This is a genomic window from Micromonospora sp. WMMD1082, assembly GCF_029626175.1.
In the GTDB taxonomy this organism is placed as follows: Bacteria; Actinomycetota; Actinomycetes; order Mycobacteriales; family Micromonosporaceae; genus Micromonospora.
The window spans coordinates 1,110,624-1,132,735 of sequence record NZ_JARUBM010000002.1 but is presented as its reverse complement, the minus strand read 5'-3'; the positions used below and the strand labels follow the sequence as shown (position 1 = coordinate 1,132,735).

The following is a 22,112-nucleotide window of genomic DNA, read 5'->3' as shown; positions in this document are numbered from 1 at the left end:
TCCGACCCCGTGTCAGCCGGGCACCCGGAGGAGGCGGACCGCGGGTGGCCGGGTGCCCATCCGCCGGAGCAGGCCTGTGACGACTCGCCGTACGACCGCCGGTGCCGACCAGGGCCCGGCCGCGACTGCCACGACCCGCCGCAGCACCCGGAGCCGCCGTACCGCGGCCGCCGGGCCGGCCGACCCCAGGGAGCCCCGACCAGCGGGCCAATCCTTCGTCCTGGACACCTCCGTCCTGCTCAGTGACCCGGCGGCGTTCCACCGTTTCGCCGAGCACGAGGTGGTGCTCCCCCTGGTGGTCATCTCCGAGCTGGAGGGCAAGCGGCATCACCCGGAGCTGGGCTGGTTCGCCCGGCAGTCGCTGCGCATGCTGGACGAGTTGCGGGTGCGCCACGGCCGGCTGGACCGGCCGGTACCGGCCAACGACGCCGGTGGCACGCTGCGCGTGGAGTTGAACCACACCGACGACGGCGTGCTGCCGCCGGGGTTCCGCAACGAGTCCAACGACGCGCGGATCCTCTCCGTGGCGCTGAACCTCGCCGCGGAGGGGCGGGAGGTGACGCTGGTCAGCAAGGACATGCCGCTGCGGGTCAAGGCCGCCTCGGTCGGCCTGCGCGCCGACGAGTACCGGCACGGCCAGGCGAGCGACCCGACCTGGACCGGGATGGCCGAGCTGGAGCTGGCCGAGGACGACATCGCCCGGCTCTACGCCGGGGAGACCATCGACGCGGACGCGGCGGCGGGTCTGCCCTGCCACACCGGTCTGGTGCTGCACTCGTCCCGGGGCTCGGCGCTCGGCCGGGTGCTGCCGGACAAGACCGTCCGGCTGGTCCGCGGCGACCGGGAGGCGTTCGGCGTGCACGGTCGCTCCGCCGAGCAGCGGGTCGCCCTCGATCTGCTGCTCGACGAGTCGATCGGCATCGTCTCGCTCGGCGGCCGGGCCGGCACCGGCAAGTCCGCCCTGGCGCTCTGCGCGGGGCTGGAGGCGGTGATGGAACGTCGCCGGCACAAGAAGGTGATCGTCTTCCGCCCGCTGTACGCCGTCGGCGGCCAGGAACTGGGCTACCTGCCCGGCTCGGAGTCGGAGAAGATGTCGCCCTGGGCGCAGGCGGTCTTCGACACGCTCGGTGCCGTAATCCACGAGAACGTGCTGGAGGAGGTCACCTCGCGTGGTCTGCTCGAGGTGCTGCCGTTGACCCACATCCGGGGGCGCAGCCTGCACGACGCCTTCGTCATCGTCGACGAGGCGCAGTCGCTCGAGCGCGGCGTCCTGCTGACCGTGCTCTCCCGCATCGGCCAGGGCTCCCGCGTGGTGCTGACCCATGACGTCGCCCAGCGGGACAATCTGCGGGTGGGGCGGCACGACGGGGTCACCGCGGTGATCGAGGCGCTGAAGGGTCACCAGCTCTTCGCGCACGTCACGCTCAGCCGCTCGGAGCGCTCGCCGATTGCCGCCATGGTGACCGACCTACTGGAGGACATCCCGACCTGACGGCCTTCTTAGGGCGTGTTGGGCTGATTTTTCCCGTGACCCACGTCACAATCGAGGTCCATGGTTTCCCATCAGCCTCACTGTGCGCAATGGTGTCCCACGGGCGCCCACGCACCGGGCACATCGTTGGTGGCCGGGGCGCCCGCGGCTCGCTTCGACCCGTGCGGGTCGCGGCCCTGCCGCGTCCCTGACCCCGACGAAGGGATCACTTCGTGAGTCGGCCGTGGAGCCGGTTCGCCGCCCGGACCGCAGCTGTCGCGCTGCTCTCGGTGGGCGTGGCCGGTGGCTTCTACCTGAGCGAGGACCGCCAGTCCCAGCGCTCCGGCCCCGGTGCGCAGGTGGCCGGCAGTGTCAGCGAGATCGACGTCGACTACCGGCAGGAGCAGGCCGTCTCCCGCCAGGTCCGGGCCGCCCGGCAGCAGGCCACCGAGGTCAGGAAGCGCGCGCGGGTCGCCGCCGACAAGGCCCGCAAGGCCGAGGAGGCCGCGCGCAAGAAGGCCGCGGAGGAGAAGGCGGCCAAGGAGGCGGCAGCCAGGGCGGCGAAGCCGTACGACGGCCCGATCCCGGAATCCTGCGAGGAGTACAGCGGTAACCGGAAGGTCGGCTGCGCGCTCATGATCGACGCGGGCTTCGACATCGACCAGTTCCCCTGCCTCGACAGGCTGTGGAACAAGGAGAGCGGCTGGAACCACAAGGCCCGCAACCGGTCGTCCGGGGCGTACGGCATCCCGCAGGCGTATCCCGGTAACAAGATGGCCACGGTCGCCGACGACTGGGAGACCAACCCGGTCACCCAGATCAAGTGGGGGCTCGGCTACATCAAGGGCCGGTACAGCACGCCCTGCGGCGCCTGGACGCACTCCCAGGACAGGGGCTTCTACTAAGAGCTTGACCCGGCCGGTGCCGGTGCGCGGGTGGCCGCGTACCGACACCGGCCAGGTTGTGGCCGGCGAAGAGTGGCGGCCACCGGCGTTTGCTGATAGCTGTTGACAGGTGACCCTGCTCCCCGGAAGTGGCGACCCCCACCGGTTCGGCACCATGGCCTTCTACGCGTCGATCGGCCGGGCCTTCGTCGCCATGTGCGCGGTGGTGCCGATCCTCTTCCTGATCGAGGGCCTCGACGTCTGGCTGGGTGCCGGCTTCGACGCCGCCGCCGGGATCATCCCGCAACGCATCGACGGGCTGGACGGCGTCTTCTTCTCGCCGTTCCTGCACCACGGCTTCGACCACCTCTACAGCAACAGCATCCCGTTGATCCTGCTCGGCACCTTCGTGCTGGCCGCGGGCGCCCGGCGCTTTCTCTGGTCCACCCTGGTCATCGTCCTGGTCAGCGGGCTGGGCGTGTGGTTCACCGGCTCGCCGAACACGATCGTGGTCGGCGCGAGCGGGGTGATCTTCGGCTACCTCGGCATCCTGCTCACCCGGGGCATCTTCGAGCGGAGCTGGTGGAACTTCGCCGTCTTCCTGCTGGTCGGCCTGCTCTACGGCGGTCAGCTGGTGGGCGTCCTGCCCACCGACGAACGGATCTCCTGGCAGGGCCACCTGTTCGGGTTGCTCGGCGGTATCGTGGCCGCGATCATCTTCCGCCGCCGCCGGTCCGACCTCGACGGGCCGTACCGCTCCGAGTCCCCGATGACCATGCCCTGAACCGTCCACCGAGCGCGGCGACCGCCACGGCGACGAGGGTGAGGACGGCGCCGAGCACCGTGGTCGCGCCGGGGTGCGAGGTGGTCGACGGCAGCAACACGTCCAGCAGCACCGCCCCGGTGACCTGACCGGCAACGGTGGCCAGGCCGAGCAGCAGCACACCGGTGAGGCGGACCACCGCCGCGGCCACCGCGATGAACGTGATGCCGATCGGTCCACCCAGGTAGAGCCAGGGTTCGGTGGGCAGGCCGCCGGGTGGCAGACCCCGCAGCGCGAGGCTGACGGCGAACGCGGCCAGCAGGACCGTCGTACCGACGGCGAAGTTGACCAGCGTGGCGGTGAGCGTGCTGCCCGTGACCACCCGGACCCACCCGTTCACCGCCTGCTGCCAGGCCACCCCGATGCCCGCCAGCAGCGGCAGCACGGCCAGCCCGAGCGCCGCCGGCTGACCGAACCGGTCGCCGACGGCCAGCAGCACCGCCGCCACGGTCAGCACCGCCCCGGCCAGCCGGGCGGCGGTCACCGGCTGCCGCCCGCTCGGGCCGACGCCCGCCCGGTCGACGGCCAGGCTGCTGGCGGACTGGCCGGCCACGACCGCCACGGTGAACACCGCCACCCCCAGCGTGCCGACGGTGGTGCCCTGGGTGAACACGAGAAACGCGCCGCAGCCGCCGCCGAGGCACTGCCAGGGCCGCAGTGTCCCCCGGGTGAGAGCGTCGCGCAGTGTGGCCAGGCCCCGCCGCCCGGTGCCGGTGGCGGGGACCAGCACCAGCAACAGCAGCAGGCCCGACCCGAAGGAGACGGCCGCGGCGGCGATGCCGTCGCCGAGGCGTACGCCCATCTCGCCGTTGATCCGGGACTGGATGGCCACGGCGACGCCGGCGACGGTCGCCAGCCCTATCGCGCCGGCCCGGCGACCCGCCGACACCGTCGGCCGGGTCGCCGTCGCGGTCCTCACGCCGTCGCCCTGCCCCGCTCGCCGAGGGCGCTGAGGGACTCGCTCACACCTGTTCGTCCAGGGGACGGCCGTCGAAGTCCACCGCCGAGTAGAGCGCCAGCTTCTCCAACCGGTGGTACGAGTCGATCACCCGGATGGTGCCGCTCTTCGAGCGCATCACGATCGACTGGGTGTACGCGCCGCCGGCCCGGTACCGTACGCCGCGCAGCAGGTCACCAGAGGTGACGCCGGTGGCCACGAAGAAGCAGTTGTCTCCGGTGACCAGGTCGTCGGTGGTGAGCACCCGGTCCAGGTCGTGCCCGGCCGCGATCGCCTTCTCCCGCTCGGCCTCGTCGCGCGGCCAGAGCTTGGCCTGCATTGTCCCGCCCATGCACTTGAGGGCGCAGGCGGCGGTGATCCCCTCCGGGGTACCGCCGATGCCCATCAGCACGTCGACGTCGGACTCGCCACGTGCCGCGGCGATGGCACCGGCGATGTCGCCGTCGGAGATGAACCGGATGCCGGCTCCGGCCCGACGGATCTGGTTGACCAGGTCGTCGTGCCGGGAACGATCGAGTACGCAGACCGTCACCTCGGAGACGCTGGAGCCCTTGGCCCGGGCGATCCGGCGCAGGTTCTCGCCGACACCGGCGTTGATGTCCACCACGTCCGCGTAGGCGGGGCCGACGGCCAGCTTCTCCATGTAGAACACGGCGCTCGGGTCGAACATCGCCCCCCGTTCGGCCACCGCCAGCACCGCGAGGGCGTTGGGCATGCCCTTGCTCATCAGCGTGGTGCCGTCGATCGGGTCGACCGCGACATCCACCTCCGGACCGCTGCCGTCACCGACCTCTTCACCGTTGAAGAGCATCGGAGCGTTGTCCTTCTCGCCCTCGCCGATCACCACGACACCCTTCATCGGGATCGAGTTGATCAGCTTGCGCATGGCGTCGACGGCGGCACCGTCGCCGCCCTCCTTGTCGCCCCGGCCGACCCACCGGCCGGCGGCCATCGCGGCCGCCTCGGTGACCCTGACCAGGTCGAGGGCGAGGTTACGGTCGAGATTCTGTGGGGTTCGCGTCCTGGTGGTCGTCATGAAGCGGCTCCTCCTCGCGGCGGTGCGGGGCGGGCCGGCGCTGCCGGCTTTGGTTCCTGATCCTCACACGATGGCGGACGCCCGGCCGGTGCGGGGCGGTGATGGGCCGGATACCGCCGGTCGGGCGGCTGCGAGAATGGCCGGGTGGAACCCGCACAGCCTGCCGACCGCGTACCCGCCGACCAGCCCGCCGACCAGCCCTCGCCGGGCGAGCGGCCGGCCGCGCCCAACGCTGGGAAGTCGGAGCGGTCGCCGAGGGACATGGCGATCTCGCTGCTGGTGCTGCTGATCCCGATCGCCCTGCTGCTCGCCTTCTACCGGGGGTTCCTGGGCGGGGACGAGCCGAACACGGTCGACCCAGCGCCCGTCTTCGACCAGGCGAGATCGGCCGGCGCGTTCCCGGTGAGCGAGCCGACCGGGCTGGGCGACGGGTGGCGAGCCGTACGCGCGACCTACCGCACCGCCGAGGATGGCGCGATCCTGCGCGTGGGCTACGTCACACCGGAGGGTCGCGGCCTGCAACTGGTGCAGAGCAACGTGCCGGCCGAGCGGCTGCTGCCGGCCGAGTTGACCGACGAGGGGCGGCCGCAGGGGCAGACCGATCTCGGCTCCGGCACCTGGCAGCGGTACACCGCCCGCGGCAACGAGCAGGCACTGGTGCTCCTCCAACCCGAGCGTACGGTGATCGTGGTGGGCGACGCCCGGGACAACGAACTGCGGGCGCTCGCCGCCGCCGTGGACTAGGGCCTGCCTCCCGGGTCTCGTCTCGGCTCGGCTCGGTTCGGTGGGGCCCGGGAGGCGGGCCGTAGGTGACCCCATGATGTCGGTCGGTTCCGCTACGCTCCGCAGGTTCAATGCCCGACCGGCCCCCGGCCGGCGGGCCTGCCTGTGTGAAGAGAGACGATCTGTGAACATTCGACGGTGGAGCGTGGGCGTCATCGCCGCCACGCTGCTCGTTCCCGGCGTCACCGCCTGCAACTCCGGCGGCGACTCGCCTTCCGCGACTGCCCCCTCGGCCGAGTCGGGCATCCCGGCCGACCCGAAGGCGGCGCTGGTCGCCTCCACCAAGGGGTTGGCCGAGGGCAACTTCACCTTCACGATCACCGCCGACTCGATGAGCGGCAAGGGCACGTTCCACAAGCCCAGCAACAGCGCCCAGATGACCATGACGGTGGGCGGCGAAGACTTCACCATGGACTTCGACCTCATTCAGATCCAGCCCGACACCTGGGTGAAGGTCGACCTGGGTGACCTGTTCGCCGGCATCCCCGGCATGGAGGCGTTCAAGGACAAGTACCAGCACCTCGACGCCACCAAGGCCAAGGAGGCAAAGAACCTGGACGTGTTCAAGGAGGGCAGCGACCCGGCCGCAGCCTCGGAGATGTTCGAGGGTCTTGCCGAGGTACAGCAGACCGGCGAGGGCGCCTACAGCGGCACCTTCGACCTCTCCGCGGTGAAGGACTCGGTCGCCGCCGACGAGGACCTGCTCAAGGAGTTGGGTGACCAGGCCAAGGCGATCCCCTTCACGGCGAAGCTGGACGCCGAGGGCCGGCTGACCGAGCTGGTCATGTCCATCCCGGCGGCGGGCGAGGCCGAGGCGCAGGAGATCAAGATCACCTATGCCGACTACGGTGCCGCGACCGGGGTGCAGAAGCCGCCGGCGGATCAGGTCATCGAGGCGAGCGAGCAGACCTACGAGATGTTCAAGTAGGTCGGATCGGCAGTGCTGCGGGGGTGGGCTCGGGCCCGCCCCCGCTGGTGCCGACCGGCTCGCGTGATTGCGCGGGCGGATGGTGGGGAACAGGAGAGGGGAGCCTCCGGCGCGAGATGCGTCGGGTGACCCTGCTGGGAGACACCGATGACCGTTCGACGATTGAGCGCCGGCCTCGTGGCCGTCGCCCTGCTCACGCCCGGAGTCGCCGCCTGCACCACGGCCGGCGACGCCGGGTCGACCGCCACACCGTCCGCCACCGCCTCGGGTGCCGCGCCGGAGGCCGACACCGACGCCAAGCAGGCGTTGCTGGACTCGACCCGCGAGATCAGTAACGGCAACTTCCGGTTCAGCATGTCCGGTGCCGGCTCCACGGCCGAGGGGCAGGTGCACCAGCCGAGCCAGAGCGCCGAGATGCGGGTACGCATCGGCGAGCCGACCGATGACCTGGCGATCAGTCTCGACCTGATCCACGCCCGGCCGGACAGCTGGGTGAAGGTGGATCTCAAGGGGCGAGCGGCGACCAGCGTCCCCGGGCTGGACCGGCTCAACCTCGGCAAGTACCAACACCTCGACCAGAACCGGATCCAGGGTGACCGCAACCTCGGCTTCGACTTCGATCGGGTCGACCCCGCCGGCAGCGAGGCGCTGACCCAGGCCATCACCGAGGTACGCCGTACCGGCGACGGCACGTACGCCGGCACCATCGACCTGTCGAAGGCCGCCGACGCCGGTTCGCTCGACCCGACGCTGATCACCGCGCTCGGCGCGCAGGCGAACTCCGTGCCGTTCACCGCGACGACCGACGCCGAGGGGCGACTCACCGAGCTGGTCATCCAGCTGCCCGACACCGGCCAGGCCGCCGGGCAGGAGATCAGGGTGACGTACGCCGACTACGGCAACGCGACCGAGGCGCAGAAGCCGCCGGCCGACCAGGTCGTCGAGGCGCCGCCGGAGCTGTACAACCTTTTCGACTGAGCACGCTCCGCCGGGCCCGCCGCACCACGCGGCGGGCCCTTTCACATCGCGTTGATCGACGCTGGGGAGACCATGGATACGGACAGCGACGAGCGCGTTCCGTAGCGCCAGTAGCCTCCGTCAACCCCTCCCCTGCGCATCCTTTGCTCTGCTTCAACCCACGCAACAGCTTGTGAGCTGCGGCGACGCGGCGGCCTTCCGTCGTCGCCTGAAGATCGACAGGCACTGTCGGTAACCGTTGCGTCTATTGAAGCAGAGCAAAGGATGGAAGGGGGTAGGGAATGCCGGGCAGGAAGTCACGGTGCGTGACGGTACGGGTTAGCCTCGGTCGGCGGTCGGCGGTCGGCGGTCGGCGGTCGGCGGTCGGCGGTCGGCGCGCGGTCGCTGTCTGGGGCGCGGACGATCGCTATGCGCTCGCCCCACGGCTGCGTCTCCGGCCCGGGCAGCGCCTTTACACCCGCCGGGTCCTGACCGTGCTCAGCCGGCTGGGTCCTGCCGGGCGGCGTCGATGCGGGCGCGGGCACCGTCAAGCCAGCGTTGGCAGATCACCGCCAGCGCCTCCCCGCGCTCCCAGAGCGCCAGCGACTCCTCCAGCGACGTGCCGCCGGCTTCCAGCCGCTCCACGACCGAAGCGAGTTCGGCGCGGGCCTGTTCGTAGCTGAGTCGCTCGTCCGACCCGCTCGTCTTCTCGTCAGTCATCGCACCCATCTCAGCACAACCAGCCCCTACCCCTCCTCTCCCCACCCCGCCTCCCACGCTGTCTTCCCTCCGCCCGCCACCCGTCCCCGCGATCTTGCACTTCTGGTCGGTTAGATGTGCACTTCAGGGGCATTTGTCGCGACGGAAAGTGCAAGATCGACGCGGCGAGGTGGTGGGACGGGGTGGGGTGAGGTCAGGGGGGTTAGGGGGTGACGGTGGTGGCGAGTTCGCCGTTGGCGAGGCGTACCCGCAGGGGGTCGCCGGGGGCGACGTCGGTGGCCGCGCGTACGACGTGACCGTCGGCGCGCTGCACGATGGCGTACCCGCGGTCGAGGGTGGCTGCCGGCGAGAGCGCGCGCAGCCGGGCCAGGGTGTGCCGCAGGTCGTCGTCGGCGGCGGCGAGGCGGTGGTCCAGGCAGCGGCCGGCGCGTTGGCGCAGGGCGGCCAGGTCGGCGGCCCGCTGTTCCACCATCACCTGTGGCCGGGCCAGCACGGGGCGCGACCGCAGCGCGTCGATGCGGTGCGACTCGCGCTCGACCAGGTTGTGCACCGCCCGGTGCAGGCGGTGCCGGCCCTGCTTGATCAGGCGTACCTCCTCGGCCAGGTCGGGCACCACCCGCTTGGCCGCGTCGGTGGGTGTCGACGCGCGGACGTCGGCCACGTAGTCGACCAGCGGCGCGTCCGTCTCGTGGCCGATCGCGCTGACCACCGGCGTACGGCAGGCGAAGACGGCCCGACACAGTGCCTCGTCGGAGAAGGGGAGCAGGTCCTCGATGCCGCCCCCGCCCCGAGCCAGGATGATCACGTCGATGCTCGGATCGGCGTCGAGCACCTTGAGCGCGTCCACGATCTGCGGCACAGCGCTCGGGCCCTGGACGGCCACGTTCACCGTCCGGAACTCCACCGCCGGCCAGCGTCGACGGGCGTTGGTCAGCACGTCCCGCTCGGCGGCGCTGGCCCGGCCGGTGATCAGCCCGATCCGCTGCGGCAGGAACGGCGGGCGGCGCTTGCGGGCCCGGTCGAACAGCCCTTCGGCGGCGAGCAGCTTCTTGAGCTTCTCCAGCCTGGCCAGCAGTTCACCGAGGCCGACCTGGCGGATCTCGTCCGCGCGCAGGCTGAGCGTGCCCCGGGCGGCGTAGAACTCCGGCTTGGCGTGCAGAACGACGCGGGCGCCCTCGCGCAGTTCGGGTGCGCCAGTGTCGAGGACGTCCCGGTTGGTGGTGACGGTGAGGCTCAGGTCGGCCGACGGGTCACGCAGGGTCAGGAAGACGGTGCTGGCGCCGGGGCGTCGGCTGATCTGCGCCACCTGCCCGTCGACCCAGACCCACCCCAGCCGCGCGACCCAGGCGCCGATCTTCTGGCTGACCACCCGTACCGGCCACGGCTCCTCCGAGCTGCTCTTGTCCACCCCGCCCACCCTACGGCCCTCCCCTCACCACCCCACCCACCCAACCTCGACGATCATGAAGTCAGCCGGGTTTTCGATCTCCATGACACCCGCTAAGTTCATGATCAACGGGGTTGTCGGTGGGGCGCGGGTGGGGGTGTCGGCGGGAGCGGGACGTACGATGGGGGGGTGACTGAGGCTGAGGCGACTTCCCGGACCGGCAAGCGCGTGCTCCTGGCCCGGCCGCGTGGTTACTGCGCGGGCGTCGACCGGGCGGTGCAGACCGTCGAGGAGGCGCTCAAGCTCTACGGCGCCCCGATCTACGTCCGCAAGCAGATCGTGCACAACAAGCACGTGGTGCGGACGCTGGAGGCCCAGGGTGCGATCTTCGTGGAGGAGAACGAGGAGGTGCCCGAGGGCGCCACGGTGATCTTCTCCGCGCACGGCGTAGCGCCCGAGGTCTACGAGCAGGCGAAGGAGCGGTCGCTGAGGGCGATCGACGCGACCTGTCCACTGGTGACCAAGGTGCACCACGAGGCGAAGCGGTTCGCCGCCGAGGACTACGACATCCTGCTCATCGGCCACGAGGGCCACGAGGAGGTCATCGGCACCTCCGGCGAGGCGCCGGAGCACATCCAGCTGGTGGACGGTCCGGAGGATGCCGATCGGATCACCGTGCGGGATCCGAACAAGGTCGTCTGGCTGTCGCAGACCACCCTCTCGGTGGACGAGACCATGGAGACCGTGGCCCGCCTCAAGAAGCGGCTGCCGATGCTCCAGTCGCCGCCCAGCGACGACATCTGCTACGCCACGAGCAACCGTCAGCACGTGGTGAAGGAGATCGCGCCGGATTGCGACGTGGTGATCGTCGTCGGCTCGCGCAACTCCTCCAACTCGGTACGCCTGGTCGAGGTGGCCCTGGACGCCGGTGCCCGCGGTGGCCACCTGGTCGACTTCGCCCACGAGATCGACGACGCCTGGCTGACCGACGCGCGGACGGTGGGCCTGACCTCCGGCGCGAGCGTGCCGGAGGAACTGGTCCAGGAGGTGCTGGCGCACCTTGCCGAGCGCGGCTTCACCGACGTGGAGGAGGTGGTGACCGCCAACGAGCGGCTCACGTTCTCGCTGCCCCAGGAGCTCAAGCGCGACATGAAGGCCGCCGCGGCGGCCCGGGGCTGACCGGCCGGGGGCCGCCCGATGGAACTGTTCGCCGGCCCGCTGCGTCAGAGCCGGGCATGAGGACCCTTCGGATCGCCGCCACCGCGCTGATCGTCTGCACGGCGCTCGTCGCCTGCGGCGGCCAGGATGCCGGGGACGGCCCCGCCCCCCCGACCCCGACGGGAGCGTCACCCGTGACCGAGCTGCCGACGCCGGACCCGACCGGCTCCGCGCCCCCACCCTCCGACCCGGTGGACCCGACGGCTCCGGCCAGCCCACCGGGCAAGCGGCCCAGCGGCGAGCCGCGGCCGACGGCGACCAGTGAACTCACCCTGACCGGCCGGATCGAGTCCGGTGTCGAGCCGGGCTGCCTGCTGCTCGACGGTTACCTGCTGCTCGGTGGCCCCCGTGACGTGCTGACCGCGGGCGCCTCGGTGACGGTGACCGGCCGACCCGCACCGGACATGCTCACCACCTGCCAGCAGGGCACCCCGTTCCAGGTGGCGTCCGCCCGCCGCTCCTGACCCGGGCAGACAGGCCGAACCACGACGGACAACAAGCCGAAGTACCACAGACAGACGGAAGCCCGTCTCCGGAGATCCGGAGACGGGCTTCCTGTTGGTGCGGGTGGTGGTGTGTCAGTTCACCGCGCCGATGGAGACCGAGCCGCGGCCGACGACCGCGCCCTCGGTGGTCACCACGGCCAGCTCACCGGAGAGCGTCCGGCCCGCGGACGGGGCGGACTGGGCGGTCACCGTGCCCGAGAGGGTGCCGGTGGCGCCGTGTGCCAGGGTGAGGGTGCCGCTCGACGCCGCGAGGGTGCCGAGCGCCGGGGACGAGTACGAGTCCCGGTAGTCGTACGCGGTGCTGCCACCGGCGCCGTCCACCGAGTACGCGTCCACCACGACGGTGTACGTGCCCGCCACCGGGTTGGTGAGGGTCACGAACTCCTCCGAGTCGCCGTCCGCGTTGTACGCGACCAGAGCGCCGTCCCGGTAGACGAACAGGTCGAGGTCGGCACCGGCGTTCGACGTGTTGCCGATGCGGGCGGTGAAGCTGGTGGCGCCCGCCGGCACCTCAACGGTGAACTCCTGGGTGGCCAACTCGACGATGGTCGGCCGCTCCGAGTGCGTGCTGGACAGCGGGCCACCCTGGCCGGTCACCGTGACCGGGCCGAAGGTGTTCCGCAGCGACCAGGTGACCGGGGTCGGGGTGCCGGCGGTCACCGACGGCAGCTCGACGACGGCCGGCTCGACGGCCACGCCCTGCACCCGCGCCTGGATCTGGTACGGGTTGCTCAGCGCCGGCGACGTCCGCCGCGACTCCACCTCGATCTCCCAGACACCCGGCAGCGGGTTCTGGTAGTCACGCTCGAACGCGTTGCAGACGACCGTGCTGGCGAAGTTGGTGAAGCAGGCCAGGCTGGAGGTGCTCCCCACCGGTACGCCCCACGGGTTGAAGGCGATGAAGCGGGTCTGCGACCCGGTGGCGATGCCGGAGAGGTTCACCTGCAGCGCACCGGCACCCGGCGGCACCGTCACGAAGTACGACCTGGTGCTGTTCCGCTCCACCGAGCCCTGCGCCGAGTAGGCGAAGTTGGGCTTGCTGACGTCGTTCGAGGCCACCACCACGGCGGAGAACTCGAAGTCGATCGTGTTGGTGGTCGGGTCGTCGACGGTCACGATCGTGCCGTGGGCGCCCGCGGTCTTGGGCTTGGCGGTGATCGTGATGGTGACGGCCTTGTTCAGCGGCAGCGTGACGTTCTTCGGGGCCGAGAAGGTGCCGTTGTTGCCGCGCAGACCGACGTTGTGCTTGATGTTGCCGGTCGTGCCGCTCGTCCGGGTCAGCGTGACCTGGTACGACTTCGACTGGTTGACCTTGTGGCCGCCGTCGGCGGAGCCGCAGCGGTTGTAGACGCCGGTACCGCGGTGCGGGGTGGCCAGCTGGCCGGCAAGCACCGTGCAGACCGGGGCGTCGGCGGTGTAGGAGCGGGGCTCCGTGCTCCTGCGCAGCAGGTTCCAGGCGCCCGGCACGTCGAACATGCCGTAACCCTGCGCGTACGTCGGGGTGTCGGCGATCGGCTTGGCCGAGGTGTAGATCGCCCGGCGCAGCGCGGCCGGGGTGACGCCCTTGTCGGTCGCCTTGGCGGCCGAGAGCAGCAGTGCGGCGGCACCGGCGGCCTGCGGGGACGCCATCGACGTGCCGTTGAACATGCCGTAGCCGGACGGCAGCGCGTAGCCGGCCTCGGCGACCGGGCTGCCCGGCTGCCAGACCGGGGTGGTGGAGATGGCGGAGCCCGGCGCGGCGATGTTCGGCTTGGCGCCACCGTCCTCACGCGGGCCGCGCGAGGAGAAGTTGAACAGGGCGTTCTTCTTCTTGACCACCGAGCCGTAGTTGGCCAGCCAGGTGTCCTTGCTGACGCTGGCGGCGACGCTGACCACGTTGGTCGACGCCGACGGGTCGCCGATGGTGTTCACACCCGGGCCGGAGTTGCCGGCCGAGATGAACATCTGCACCCCGTACGTGGTGATCAGGTTGTTGTAGAGGGTGGCGCGGGCGTTGTTGCCGTCGTTGAGCGCCGGCAGGCCACCGATCGACATGTTGATGACGTCGACCCCGCGGTTGATCACCAGATCGGCCATGCCGGTGGTGAGCGCGGCGGCGGTGCAGCCACCACCCCAGGAGCAGGCACGGGAGGAAACGATCTTGGCGCCGGGTGCGGCACCGTTGAACGACTTGTTGCCCAGCATGCTGTTGGCGGCGGTGATGCCGGCGACGTGCGTGCCGTGCGCGCTCTCGATGATGCCGATGTTGACGTAGTCGACCAGGCCGGGGCCGCCGACCGGAGTGGTGTCGACGTTCTTGCGGTACTCGACGACGAACGACATCCGCTCCTTGACCGGTGTCGCCGGGTTGTCGACGCCGAAGTAGCCGACATCGAACTTCTCCCGGTACGGCCGCATGACGGCCTCGTCGGTGAAGTCGCCGTCCTGGTCGGTGTCGACCCAGATGTTGTTGGTCGCCGGGTCGAAGAGGATGCCGAACTGGTCCGTGTTGTCGCCGTCGCGGTTGACGTCACCGCCCGGCTCGCTGTTGTTCGTCACCGACTCGTTGAACAGGTTGAAGCGGTAGCTGCCGGCCGGAGCCGTCCAGGTGCGCCCGGCCAGGGTGAACGTCGGCCCGGTGACCTGGTTGATCATCGGCCGCCAGGTGGCGTCCTCGAACGGGTCGGTCGCGGTGACCCAGTCGACGATCTTCCGCTCGCCGGTGGTCGTCTTCTGCAGCGCCGGGTGCTCCAGGTCCACACCGGAGTCCATGATGCCGATGGTGACGCCGCGCCCGTCCCACTTCTTGTTCTGCTTGACGAACTTGACCGCGCCGGTCTCGCCCGTCGGCATGTACGGGTTGTCGGCGGGCGTCTTGGCGCCGGGGCCGCTGAGCGTACCGCCCTGCTTGTCGCCCTTCTTGCCGCCCTGGACGATCTCCGGCTTCGGGTCGGGCAGCTGGATCTTCTCGTCCAGGTCGATCGCGGCGACGCCGGGCAGCGTGGCGGCCTTGACCGCCTTGCCGGTCGGCACCTTGGCGAGGACGTAGCCGATGGTGTCGTAGCGTTCGGTGACCGCCGCGCCCAGGTCCGTGAGGTCGTCGGCGACGTCCTTCGCCTTCCCCTTCTCGGTGGCGACGATCATCGTGACGGTGGGGGCCTTCTTCGCCTCCGCCTCGGCGAGCAGCTTGGCGTCGTGCTGGCCCAACGCCTCGGCGGGGGTGGCCTGCGCGGCGTCGGGTCCGGCAGGAGCGGCGCTCGCCGTGGCGGCGCCGCCCACCACGGTCACGGCGCTGGCGGCCATGACCGAGGCGAAGAGCGCGGCGGAGGTGCGCCGGCTCAGGTTTCGGGGTTTGCTCACGTTCTCTTTCCTCCAGAGAACAGGGCGCCCTCAGATGCAGGGCACGCGTGAGCCGAATCCTTCGTGGTGTCGACCATCGATGTCACTACCGCCGGGTACGTTGTGACCATCTCGTGATACGCGAGACGCGTATTGTCACATCGAAGGTGGTAAGGGCTCGACTAGTTCGACCGACTTCGACCATCCGCTGTGGAATCGTCGGCCACCAGTTCGGGTGCCTGGGGCTGCCGTGGTGCCAGCTCCACCTGCCCCGGCACGGTCAGCTCCTGATCCGACACGCCCAGTTCGGCCAGCTTGCGGGCGCTCACCAGCACCCGCGCCTCCAGCGAACCCACCGCCCGGTTGTACGCGGTCACCGCGCCGCCGAGCGAGGCGCCGAGCTTGCCGACGTGGTCACCGAGGGTGGACAGCCGCCCGTACAGTTCTCGGGCCAGCGAGTGCACCGCCACGGCGTTGCGGGCGAGCTGTTCCTGCCGCCAGGACCAGGCCACCGTACGCAGCAGCGCGACCAGGGTGGCCGGCGTGGCGAGCACCACGTTACGGGCGAAGGCGTGCTCCAGCAGCGTGGGGTCGCGTTGCAGCGCCACGTCGAGGAACGTGTCGGCCGGCACGAAGAGCACCACGAACTCGGGAGTGGACTCGAACGCGGCCCAGTACGACTTGGCGGCCAGCGCGTCGACGTGCGCCCGCAGGTGCTTCGCGTGCGCGTCGAGCTGGGCGTCACGGCCACGCTCGTCGCGCGCCTCCATGGCGGTGAGGTACGCGTCGAAGGGCGCCTTGGCGTCCACCACCACCGTCCGGCCGCCGTGCAGGCGGACCACCAGGTCGGGGCGTACGGTCTGGTGGTCGGTGGCGGCGGTGACCTGCTCGGAGAAGTCGCAATGCTCCAGCATACCGGCGGCCTCGACGATGCGGCGCAGCTGGTGCTCGCCCCACCGGCCGCGTACCTGCGGTGCTCGCAACGCCGCCACCAGCTGCTTGGTCTCGGTGCGCAGCTCGCCCGAGACGGCGCTCATCGAGCGCACCTGCTCGCGCAGCTCGGCGTACGCGTCGACCCGGTCGTGCTCCAGCTCGGCCACCCGCTGCTCGTAGCGGCGCAGGGTCTCGTGCAGCGGGGCCACCGCCCGGGCGACCGCCTCCTGCGACTGTGCCGTCGCCTCGTAACTCAACGCCCGCATCGACTGCTCCAGCCGCCCCTCACCCTCGCGGGTCGCCCGCAGGGTGGCGTCCAGCCGGGCGATCTCGGTGGCCGAGCGCGACCGGGCGGCGAACCAACCGACCGCGCCACCGGCGCCGAGGCAGACGACGACAACCGCCAGGGTCGAGAGCTCCATCCTGACGAGCTTGCCAAAGATGAGCCGTTCCCGCCCCGACCGGCGCCCGCGCCTCGCCGGTGGAAACCAGTATTGTGCAATGCATGGTACTGCGCTATAAAGATTAGGTGAAGTCAAGTCAACTGCTCAAGGGCGTGCTGGAGGTCGCCGTCCTGGCGACGATCTCTCGCCGCGAGGTGTACGGGCTGGAGTTGTTGGAGCTGCTCAGGAAGGCGGGCATCACACCGCTCGGCGATCCGTCGGTCTACGGCGTGCTCCGCAGGTTGGAGCAGGACGAACTGGTCACCGCCCGGCTGGTGCCGTCGACCGCCGGCCCCGCCCGCAAGTACTACGCGATCACCCCGAAGGGGTGCACCAGCCTGGACGCGGCGGAGGCGGAATGGTCGCGTCTCGCCCAGGCGGTCAATCTGCTGTTGGAGATGAGGAGAGAAGATGGGTGACTCGGGGCAGGCCGGTGTGGATTCCGGCGAGATGACGCCGGCCGGTTCGGTGGACGTGCAGGCGTACGTCGCCGCGGTGGACAACCTTCTCCTGGACGTGCCGTGGCGTCGTCGGCGCGAACTGGTCGACGATCTGCGTACGCATCTGCGCGAGAATCCCGAGCACGTCGCGATGGAATCGCCCCGGGAGTACGCAGCCGAACTGCGTTCCTCGGCGCAGGTCGTACCGGGTGGGCTCCTGTCGGGTCTCCGGTCGGCATCCTGGCCGACGCCGCTGGAATGGTGGGAGTCGGTGCTGCGCGGTAGCGCGATCGTCCTGGTGCTCCTGGTGGCGTACGACTTCCTCGCGACCGCCTCGCAGGCGATCGTCGGTGATCGGATGCCGGTCACCTGGCCCGGCATGGTCGATTCCGCGCTTCGCTCGGTGTATCCGACGCCGGCCTTCGGCGGATCCCAGCGCGACGGGCTGCTCTTCTTCGCCCCGTTGATGGTGCTGGCCGGCCAGTTGACCACCGCTGTCCTGCTGTCGCGGGCGCCGCAGCGGCGCCGGACCCTGCGCCGCCTGACCTACCTGAGTCTCGCGGTCATCGCGCTCCTGCTCGGCAACGGCGCCCTGCGTTCGATCATGTGACGCAGGTTGCCGGGCGCGGACCCGGTCGGTGGATCTAGCAGGTGGGACGATGGCGCCGGCTGGGTAGGTTGGAGTGGTGGAACTTCTGCTGCTGACTGTCGTGGTGGCGCTGCTCGGCGGCGTGCTGATCTGGTGGCGGCGGGAACGCGCGGCGCGGGACGCCCGCAGCCTCGCCGACGTGCAGGCCGACGCCCGCCGGTGGTACGAACGCCTCGGCGGCCAGGTGATGAACCTCAGCGGTGAGGACCCGGCGGTACGCCAGGCGCTGGCCGATGCCGCTGAGCGCTACCACGCCGCCGGTTCGCAACTGGAGCAGGCGCGGACCATCACGCAGTATCGACTTGCCCGGGAGAGCGCGGTGGAAGGGCTCACCTACATCCGGGCGGCCCGGCTGGCGCTCGGCATCGACCCGGGGCCGGCCCTGCCACCGCTGGCCGCCGCAAGTGGCGCTGGTGAGCTGACCGTGCCGCGTCAGGTGGACGTGCAGGGCCAGACGTTCAAGGCCGGCCCGCAACCCGGCCAGGACACTCCGTACTACTACCCCGGCGGGCAGGTGCGGGGCCGACCGGTGCCGGCGGGCTGGTACTCCACTCCGTGGTGGAAGACGGCGTTGGGCGCCGGTGTCGGCGTACTCGGCGGCATGCTGATCGCCGACGCCCTCTTCTCGCCCTCCTTCGGCGACCCCGGCTACGACGCCAGCGCCGCCAGCGAGGCGGTCGACCCGGGCGACGTCGGCGCCGGTGATGTCGGTGGCGGCGACTTCGGTGACTTCGATGGCGACTTCGGTGGTGACTTCGGCGGCGGCGACTTCTGACGCTGGCGTCGACGGCGACCGGTGTCCGGCAGGCGCCGCCCCGTCAGCCGGTGTTGCGCATGCCGGCGGCGATGCCGTTGACGGTGGTGAGCAGGGCGCGTTCCAAAGCGGTGCCGTCGCTGGGGGCACGCCGGCTGCCCGGTGCGGTGGCCACCGCTCGCCCCGCCGCACCGGACTCGCGGTACTGCCGCAGCAGCGCCACCTGGAGATGGTGCAGCGGCTCCAGGTAGGTGTCGCGTACGGCGAGGGTGCGTTGCAGCACCGGGGAGTTCTCCAGCAGGTCGGGGGAGTCGGTGACGGCCAGCACCTCGCGCCGGGTCAGCTCGTACTCCTCTTCGATCTTGGCGAAGATCGGGTGCAGCTTCTTCGGCACCAGGGTCTCCACGTATCGGCGGGCGATGCTGAGGTCGGTCTTGGTCAGCATCATCTCGACGTTCGACAGGAACGTGCGGAAGAAGTGCCAGTTGCGGTGCATCTCGGCCAGCACGTCGGCCAGGCCGGCCTCGCGGGCGGCGGCCAGGCCCGAGCCGACCCCGAACCAGCCGGGCACGATCTGCCGGGTCTGGGTCCAGCCGAACACCCAGGGAATGGCCCGCAGCCCGGACAGCCCGGCGCCGGTGTTCGGCCGCTTCGCCGGCCGGGAGCCGATGTTCAGCGCGCCGAGCAGCTCGGTGGGGGTGGACGCCCAGAAGTACGCCGGCAGGTCCGGATCCTCCACCAGCGACCGGTACGACCGGAACGCCGACTCCGAGACCACGTCCATCGCGGCGTCCCAGCGTTCCAGCATCTCGGCCGGCTGCCGGGGTGCGGTGTGCAGCAGCGTCGCCTGGAGCACCGCGGCCACGGTCAGTTCCAGGTTCTCCCGGGCCAGCGCGGGCAGCGTGTACTTGTCGGAGATGACCTCGCCCTGCTCGGTCACCTTGATCGCACCGTCCAGCGTGCCGTACGGCTGGGCCAGGACCGCGTCGTGCGTCGGGCCGCCGCCGCGCCCCACGGTGCCGCCCCGGCCGTGGAAGAGCCGCAGGTGCACCCCGTGCCGGGCGGCCACGTCCCGCAGCGCCCGCTGCGCCCGGTGGATGGACCACTGGCTGGTGGTGATGCCGGCCTCCTTGTTGGAGTCGGAGTAGCCGAGCATCACCTCCTGCACGTCGCCCCGGGCCGCCACCAGCGCCCGGTACGCCGGCAGCGACAGCAGCTCGTCGAGCATCTCGCCGCCGGAGTTCAGCTCGGCCGGGGTCTCCAGCAACGGCACGAAGCCGACCCGGGCGCGGCCGGTGTGCACGTCGACCAGCCCGGCCTCGCGGGCGAGCACCACCGCGGCCAGCACGTCGTCCACGCCGAGGGTCATCGAGATGATGTACGACTCGATCACCTCGGCGCCGAACCGGTCCTGCGCGTCGCGGATGGTGGCGAACACGTCGAACGTCTTGCGGGCCGTCTCGCTCAGCGGCGTGTCCACGGTGGACAGCGGCCGGCGGCCGGTCAGCTCGTCGGCGAGCAGCTTGGTGCGCTCCAGCCGGCTCAGCGACGGATAGTCGTCGACCTCGCCCACCGCCCGGTAGAACTGGGTGAGCACCTCGTGGTGCTTCTCGGCGTGCTCGCGGACGTCCATGGTGGCCAGGTGCAGGCCGAACGCGGAGACGGTACGGATGGTGGCGGCGAGCCGCCCCACGGCGGTGAGCTGGCCGGAGTTGCGGGCCAGCGAGGCGCGCAGCAGTTCCAGGTCGGCGATCAGCTCGGCCGAGCCGCGATAGTCCCGCCCCGGCACGTGCGGCGTGCCCTGGCGCAGCCGGGCCCGGGTGTTGGCGAGCTTGGCGCGTACGCAGCGGGCCTTGAGACGGTACGGCTCCTCGGCGTTGACCCGGCGGAACCGGGGCGCCACCTCGGGCAGCGCGTCGAGGTCGGCGGCGAGGCTGGCGGAGAGGTCGAGCGACACCCCGCGCAGCCGGCGGGAGACCGACACCTCGTTGATCAGCTCTTCCATCGCCGCCTCGGTGGCGGTCAGGCCGTGCTCGTGCTGGATGGCCAGCACCTCGCGGGTCACCGTCGGGGTGACGAACGGGTTGCCGTCCCGGTCGCCGCCGATCCAGGTGCCGAAGGTCAGCGGCCGGGCCGTCGGCGAGGTCTCCACGCCGAGCGTACGCAGCGTCTCGGCCAGGTCGGTGAGCACCTGCGGGGCCGCCTCGGCGAACAGGTCACGCAGGTAGTAGATGGCGTTGCGGGCCTCGTCGGTCGGATCCGGCCGGTCCAGGCGCAGCTCGTCGGTCTGCCACATGAGATCGAGCAGCTCGGCCAGCCGCCGGTTCGCCGGGCCCTCGTCGCTGGCGCCGTAGAGGATCGCGTTGGCCGTCTCGGTGTCCAGCTCGTCGGCGATCGCGCGCAGCTTGGACAGGATCGACCGGCGGGCCGCCTCGGTGGGGTGGGCGGTGAAGACCGGGCGTACCGCCAACCGGCGGGCCACGGCGGCGATCTCCTCGGCCGGCACCCCGCGCTCGGCGATCATCCTGGCCGCCTGGTCCAGCCAGCCGCCGTGCACGGCGCGGCGGCGGCGCAGGTCGCGGGCGCGGTGCACCTGCTCGGTGATGTTGGCCAGGTGGAAGTAGGTGGAGAAGGCGCGGGCCAGCTTGGTGCCGGTGGTCACGTCGAGCCCGCCCAGCCGCCGGGCGGCGGCCGGGGCGTCGGTGCGGACCTGGGCGCGGATCTCCTCGACGAGGTCGAGCAGGGGGCGGCCCTCCTGGCGGGCCAGGGTCTGCCCGAGCAGCGTGCCCAGGCGGCGGATGTCGGCGCGCAGGGCGGCGTCCGGGCCGTCGTGATCGTGCTGGTCGGTCACCATGCGCTCCTTACGTCAGGACGAAGGACAGCGCTGTCCGACTACCCCGATCGTATCCGCGCGACGCCGGTCAGAAGGAGGGGCCCTGGGCTGTCGCCTTCATCATGTTCCCGGGTCGAGTGTTGCGAAGGCGCGGACGGGGAAGGTGGCCATGCCGGCCACCCTGGGTGGGGTGGCGGTGAAGCGGAAGCCGTCGGGTGGGAGCCCGTCGAGGCCGGTGAGGTGCTCCACGATCGGGACGCCGGCGGCCAACAGGGCACTGTGCGCGGGGCGTTCGCCGCCCGCCGCCGGGCTCATGTCGTCGATGTTGATCGAGTCGATGCCGACCAGGGCGGCGCCCGCGTCCACCAGCGCCTGCGCACCCTCGCCGGTCAGGTAGGGCGCCTCCGGCGCGGCGTACCGCTCGGTGCCGAAGTGCGTGTCCCAGCCGGTGTGCAGCAGCACGGCCCGGCCGGCGACGTCGTAGGGCGCCAGCAGCAGGCGGTCGACCGCCCGGGTGCCGGCGGGCAGCCGGACCACCATCCCCGGCAGGTCGGCGAGGCGGTCCAGCGGTATGCCGGTCAGGTCGGCGCCGTCGGCGTACCGGTGCGCGGGGGCGTCCAGGTACGTGCCGGTGTTGGCGATCATGTCGATCCGGGCCACGTGGAACTCGGTTCCCGGTGCGTAACGCTCCCGGGACGCCTCGCGGGTCAGCCAGTCGCTGATCCGGGGCGCCGGCCAGCCGGGCAGGGTGATCATCCCGTCGGTGACCACGTGACTCAACTCGACCAGTCGCCGACCTGCGGTGCCACCCGCCGCGTCCGCGACGGCGCGACCGCCCTTGTGCGCCTCCTGGATGATCGTCTTGTTGGTGATCCGCACGTCGGACACCATCAGCAGGCCGAGATGCCGGACGAAGAGCGCCGCCAGGTCGGCGTCGTCGATCCCGTCACCGGCTATGTCCAGCCGGAACCCCTCGGTGCGCAGGCCGCCGCCGTTGGCGAACGCGACCTCCGCGTCGAACTGCACCCGAAACTTCCCGCTCATGCCCGGCAGCCGACCACAGACGCGAAC

Annotated in this window: 19 protein-coding genes; 11 read left to right on the top strand and 8 right to left on the bottom strand. The window is 71.2% G+C overall.

Features of this window, described 5'->3' with window-relative positions; translation table 11 throughout:
- Positions 1–76: 76 nt before the first annotated feature.
- The 3 genes from O7615_RS05380 (at position 77) to O7615_RS05370 (ending at position 3,139) form a co-directional block, all read left to right on the top strand.
- Entirely contained in the window at positions 77–1,492 is a 1,416-nt protein-coding gene (locus tag O7615_RS05380; protein ID WP_278176171.1) for a PhoH family protein, read from the top strand.
- Between the two features lie 212 nt (positions 1,493–1,704).
- The gene (locus O7615_RS05375; RefSeq protein ID WP_278176170.1) at positions 1,705–2,376 is read left to right on the top strand and encodes a lytic transglycosylase domain-containing protein; all 672 of its coding nucleotides are present in this window, start codon (positions 1,705–1,707) and stop codon (positions 2,374–2,376) included.
- Positions 2,377–2,485: 109 nt separating this feature from the next.
- Entirely contained in the window at positions 2,486–3,139 is a 654-nt protein-coding gene (locus O7615_RS05370; RefSeq protein WP_278176169.1) for a rhomboid family intramembrane serine protease, read from the top strand.
- Here the strand turns inward: O7615_RS05370 and O7615_RS05365 are convergent.
- Both O7615_RS05365 and glpX read right to left on the bottom strand, forming a co-directional pair.
- On the bottom strand, positions 3,069–4,067 hold the full coding sequence (locus O7615_RS05365) for a DMT family transporter (protein WP_278181978.1): 999 nt from the start codon (positions 4,065–4,067) through the stop codon (positions 3,069–3,071). The two genes, O7615_RS05370 and O7615_RS05365, sit on opposite strands and share 71 nt — an antisense overlap.
- 73 nt (positions 4,068–4,140) lie before the next feature.
- Positions 4,141–5,172, bottom strand: coding sequence for a class II fructose-bisphosphatase (glpX, locus tag O7615_RS05360; RefSeq protein WP_278176168.1), 1,032 nt, complete (start codon positions 5,170–5,172; stop codon positions 4,141–4,143).
- 144 nt (positions 5,173–5,316) lie between these two features.
- Between glpX and O7615_RS05355 the strand changes: the two genes are divergently transcribed.
- From O7615_RS05355 to O7615_RS05345, 3 genes are all read left to right on the top strand, one after another.
- Entirely contained in the window at positions 5,317–5,916 is a 600-nt protein-coding gene (locus O7615_RS05355; protein ID WP_278176167.1) for a DUF4245 domain-containing protein, read from the top strand.
- A gap of 163 nt (positions 5,917–6,079) precedes the next feature.
- Complete coding sequence (locus O7615_RS05350) at positions 6,080–6,883, top strand: hypothetical protein (protein WP_278176166.1); 804 nt, start codon at positions 6,080–6,082, stop codon at positions 6,881–6,883.
- Between the two features lie 147 nt (positions 6,884–7,030).
- Positions 7,031–7,861: a hypothetical protein gene (locus O7615_RS05345; protein WP_278176165.1), complete on the top strand. Its 831-nt coding sequence runs from the start codon at positions 7,031–7,033 to the stop codon at positions 7,859–7,861.
- Between the two features lie 477 nt (positions 7,862–8,338).
- Here O7615_RS05345 and O7615_RS05340 read toward each other — a convergent pair whose 3' ends face one another.
- Positions 8,339–8,560 (bottom strand): exodeoxyribonuclease VII small subunit, encoded by a 222-nt coding sequence (locus O7615_RS05340; protein WP_092380842.1) that lies wholly within the window; start codon positions 8,558–8,560, stop codon positions 8,339–8,341.
- Positions 8,561–8,762: 202 nt separating this feature from the next.
- Positions 8,763–9,977: an exodeoxyribonuclease VII large subunit gene (xseA, locus tag O7615_RS05335; protein WP_278176163.1), complete on the bottom strand. Its 1,215-nt coding sequence runs from the start codon at positions 9,975–9,977 to the stop codon at positions 8,763–8,765.
- 159 nt (positions 9,978–10,136) lie between these two features.
- On the opposite strand from xseA, the gene O7615_RS05330 reads away from it, so the two are divergent.
- Complete coding sequence (locus O7615_RS05330) at positions 10,137–11,126, top strand: 4-hydroxy-3-methylbut-2-enyl diphosphate reductase (protein WP_278176162.1); 990 nt, start codon at positions 10,137–10,139, stop codon at positions 11,124–11,126.
- Positions 11,127–11,182: 56 nt separating this feature from the next.
- Positions 11,183–11,629: a hypothetical protein gene (locus O7615_RS05325; RefSeq protein WP_278176161.1), complete on the top strand. Its 447-nt coding sequence runs from the start codon at positions 11,183–11,185 to the stop codon at positions 11,627–11,629.
- A gap of 114 nt (positions 11,630–11,743) precedes the next feature.
- On the opposite strand, the gene O7615_RS05320 is transcribed toward O7615_RS05325, so the two are convergent.
- Positions 11,744–15,010, bottom strand: a complete 3,267-nt coding sequence (locus O7615_RS05320; RefSeq protein WP_278176160.1) for a S8 family serine peptidase — start codon at positions 15,008–15,010, stop codon at positions 11,744–11,746.
- A gap of 161 nt (positions 15,011–15,171) precedes the next feature.
- On the bottom strand, positions 15,172–16,344 hold the full coding sequence (locus O7615_RS05315; RefSeq protein WP_278176158.1) for a DNA recombination protein RmuC: 1,173 nt from the start codon (positions 16,342–16,344) through the stop codon (positions 15,172–15,174).
- 107 nt (positions 16,345–16,451) lie between these two features.
- Here O7615_RS05315 and O7615_RS05310 point away from each other — a divergent pair, with 107 nt between their 5' ends.
- The 3 genes from O7615_RS05310 to O7615_RS05300 all read left to right on the top strand — a co-directional run bounded on the left by O7615_RS05310 (position 16,452) and on the right by O7615_RS05300 (position 18,229).
- The gene (locus tag O7615_RS05310) at positions 16,452–16,784 is read left to right on the top strand and encodes a PadR family transcriptional regulator (protein ID WP_278176156.1); all 333 of its coding nucleotides are present in this window, start codon (positions 16,452–16,454) and stop codon (positions 16,782–16,784) included.
- The gene (locus O7615_RS05305) at positions 16,777–17,415 is read left to right on the top strand and encodes a hypothetical protein (RefSeq protein WP_278176155.1); all 639 of its coding nucleotides are present in this window, start codon (positions 16,777–16,779) and stop codon (positions 17,413–17,415) included. The genes O7615_RS05310 and O7615_RS05305 overlap by 8 nt, the downstream gene beginning before the upstream one ends.
- 73 nt (positions 17,416–17,488) lie before the next feature.
- Positions 17,489–18,229: a hypothetical protein gene (locus O7615_RS05300; protein WP_278176154.1), complete on the top strand. Its 741-nt coding sequence runs from the start codon at positions 17,489–17,491 to the stop codon at positions 18,227–18,229.
- Positions 18,230–18,272: 43 nt separating this feature from the next.
- Here the strand turns inward: O7615_RS05300 and ppc are convergent, their stop codons facing one another.
- Together ppc and O7615_RS05290 are read right to left on the bottom strand one after the other, a co-directional pair.
- Positions 18,273–21,059 carry a phosphoenolpyruvate carboxylase gene (ppc, locus tag O7615_RS05295; RefSeq protein WP_278176153.1) on the bottom strand — a complete coding sequence of 929 codons (2,787 nt, stop codon included), beginning with the start codon at positions 21,057–21,059 and terminating at the stop codon, positions 18,273–18,275.
- A gap of 102 nt (positions 21,060–21,161) precedes the next feature.
- On the bottom strand, positions 21,162–22,085 hold the full coding sequence (locus tag O7615_RS05290) for a cyclase family protein (RefSeq protein ID WP_278176152.1): 924 nt from the start codon (positions 22,083–22,085) through the stop codon (positions 21,162–21,164).
- Positions 22,086–22,112: the final 27 nt, after the last annotated feature.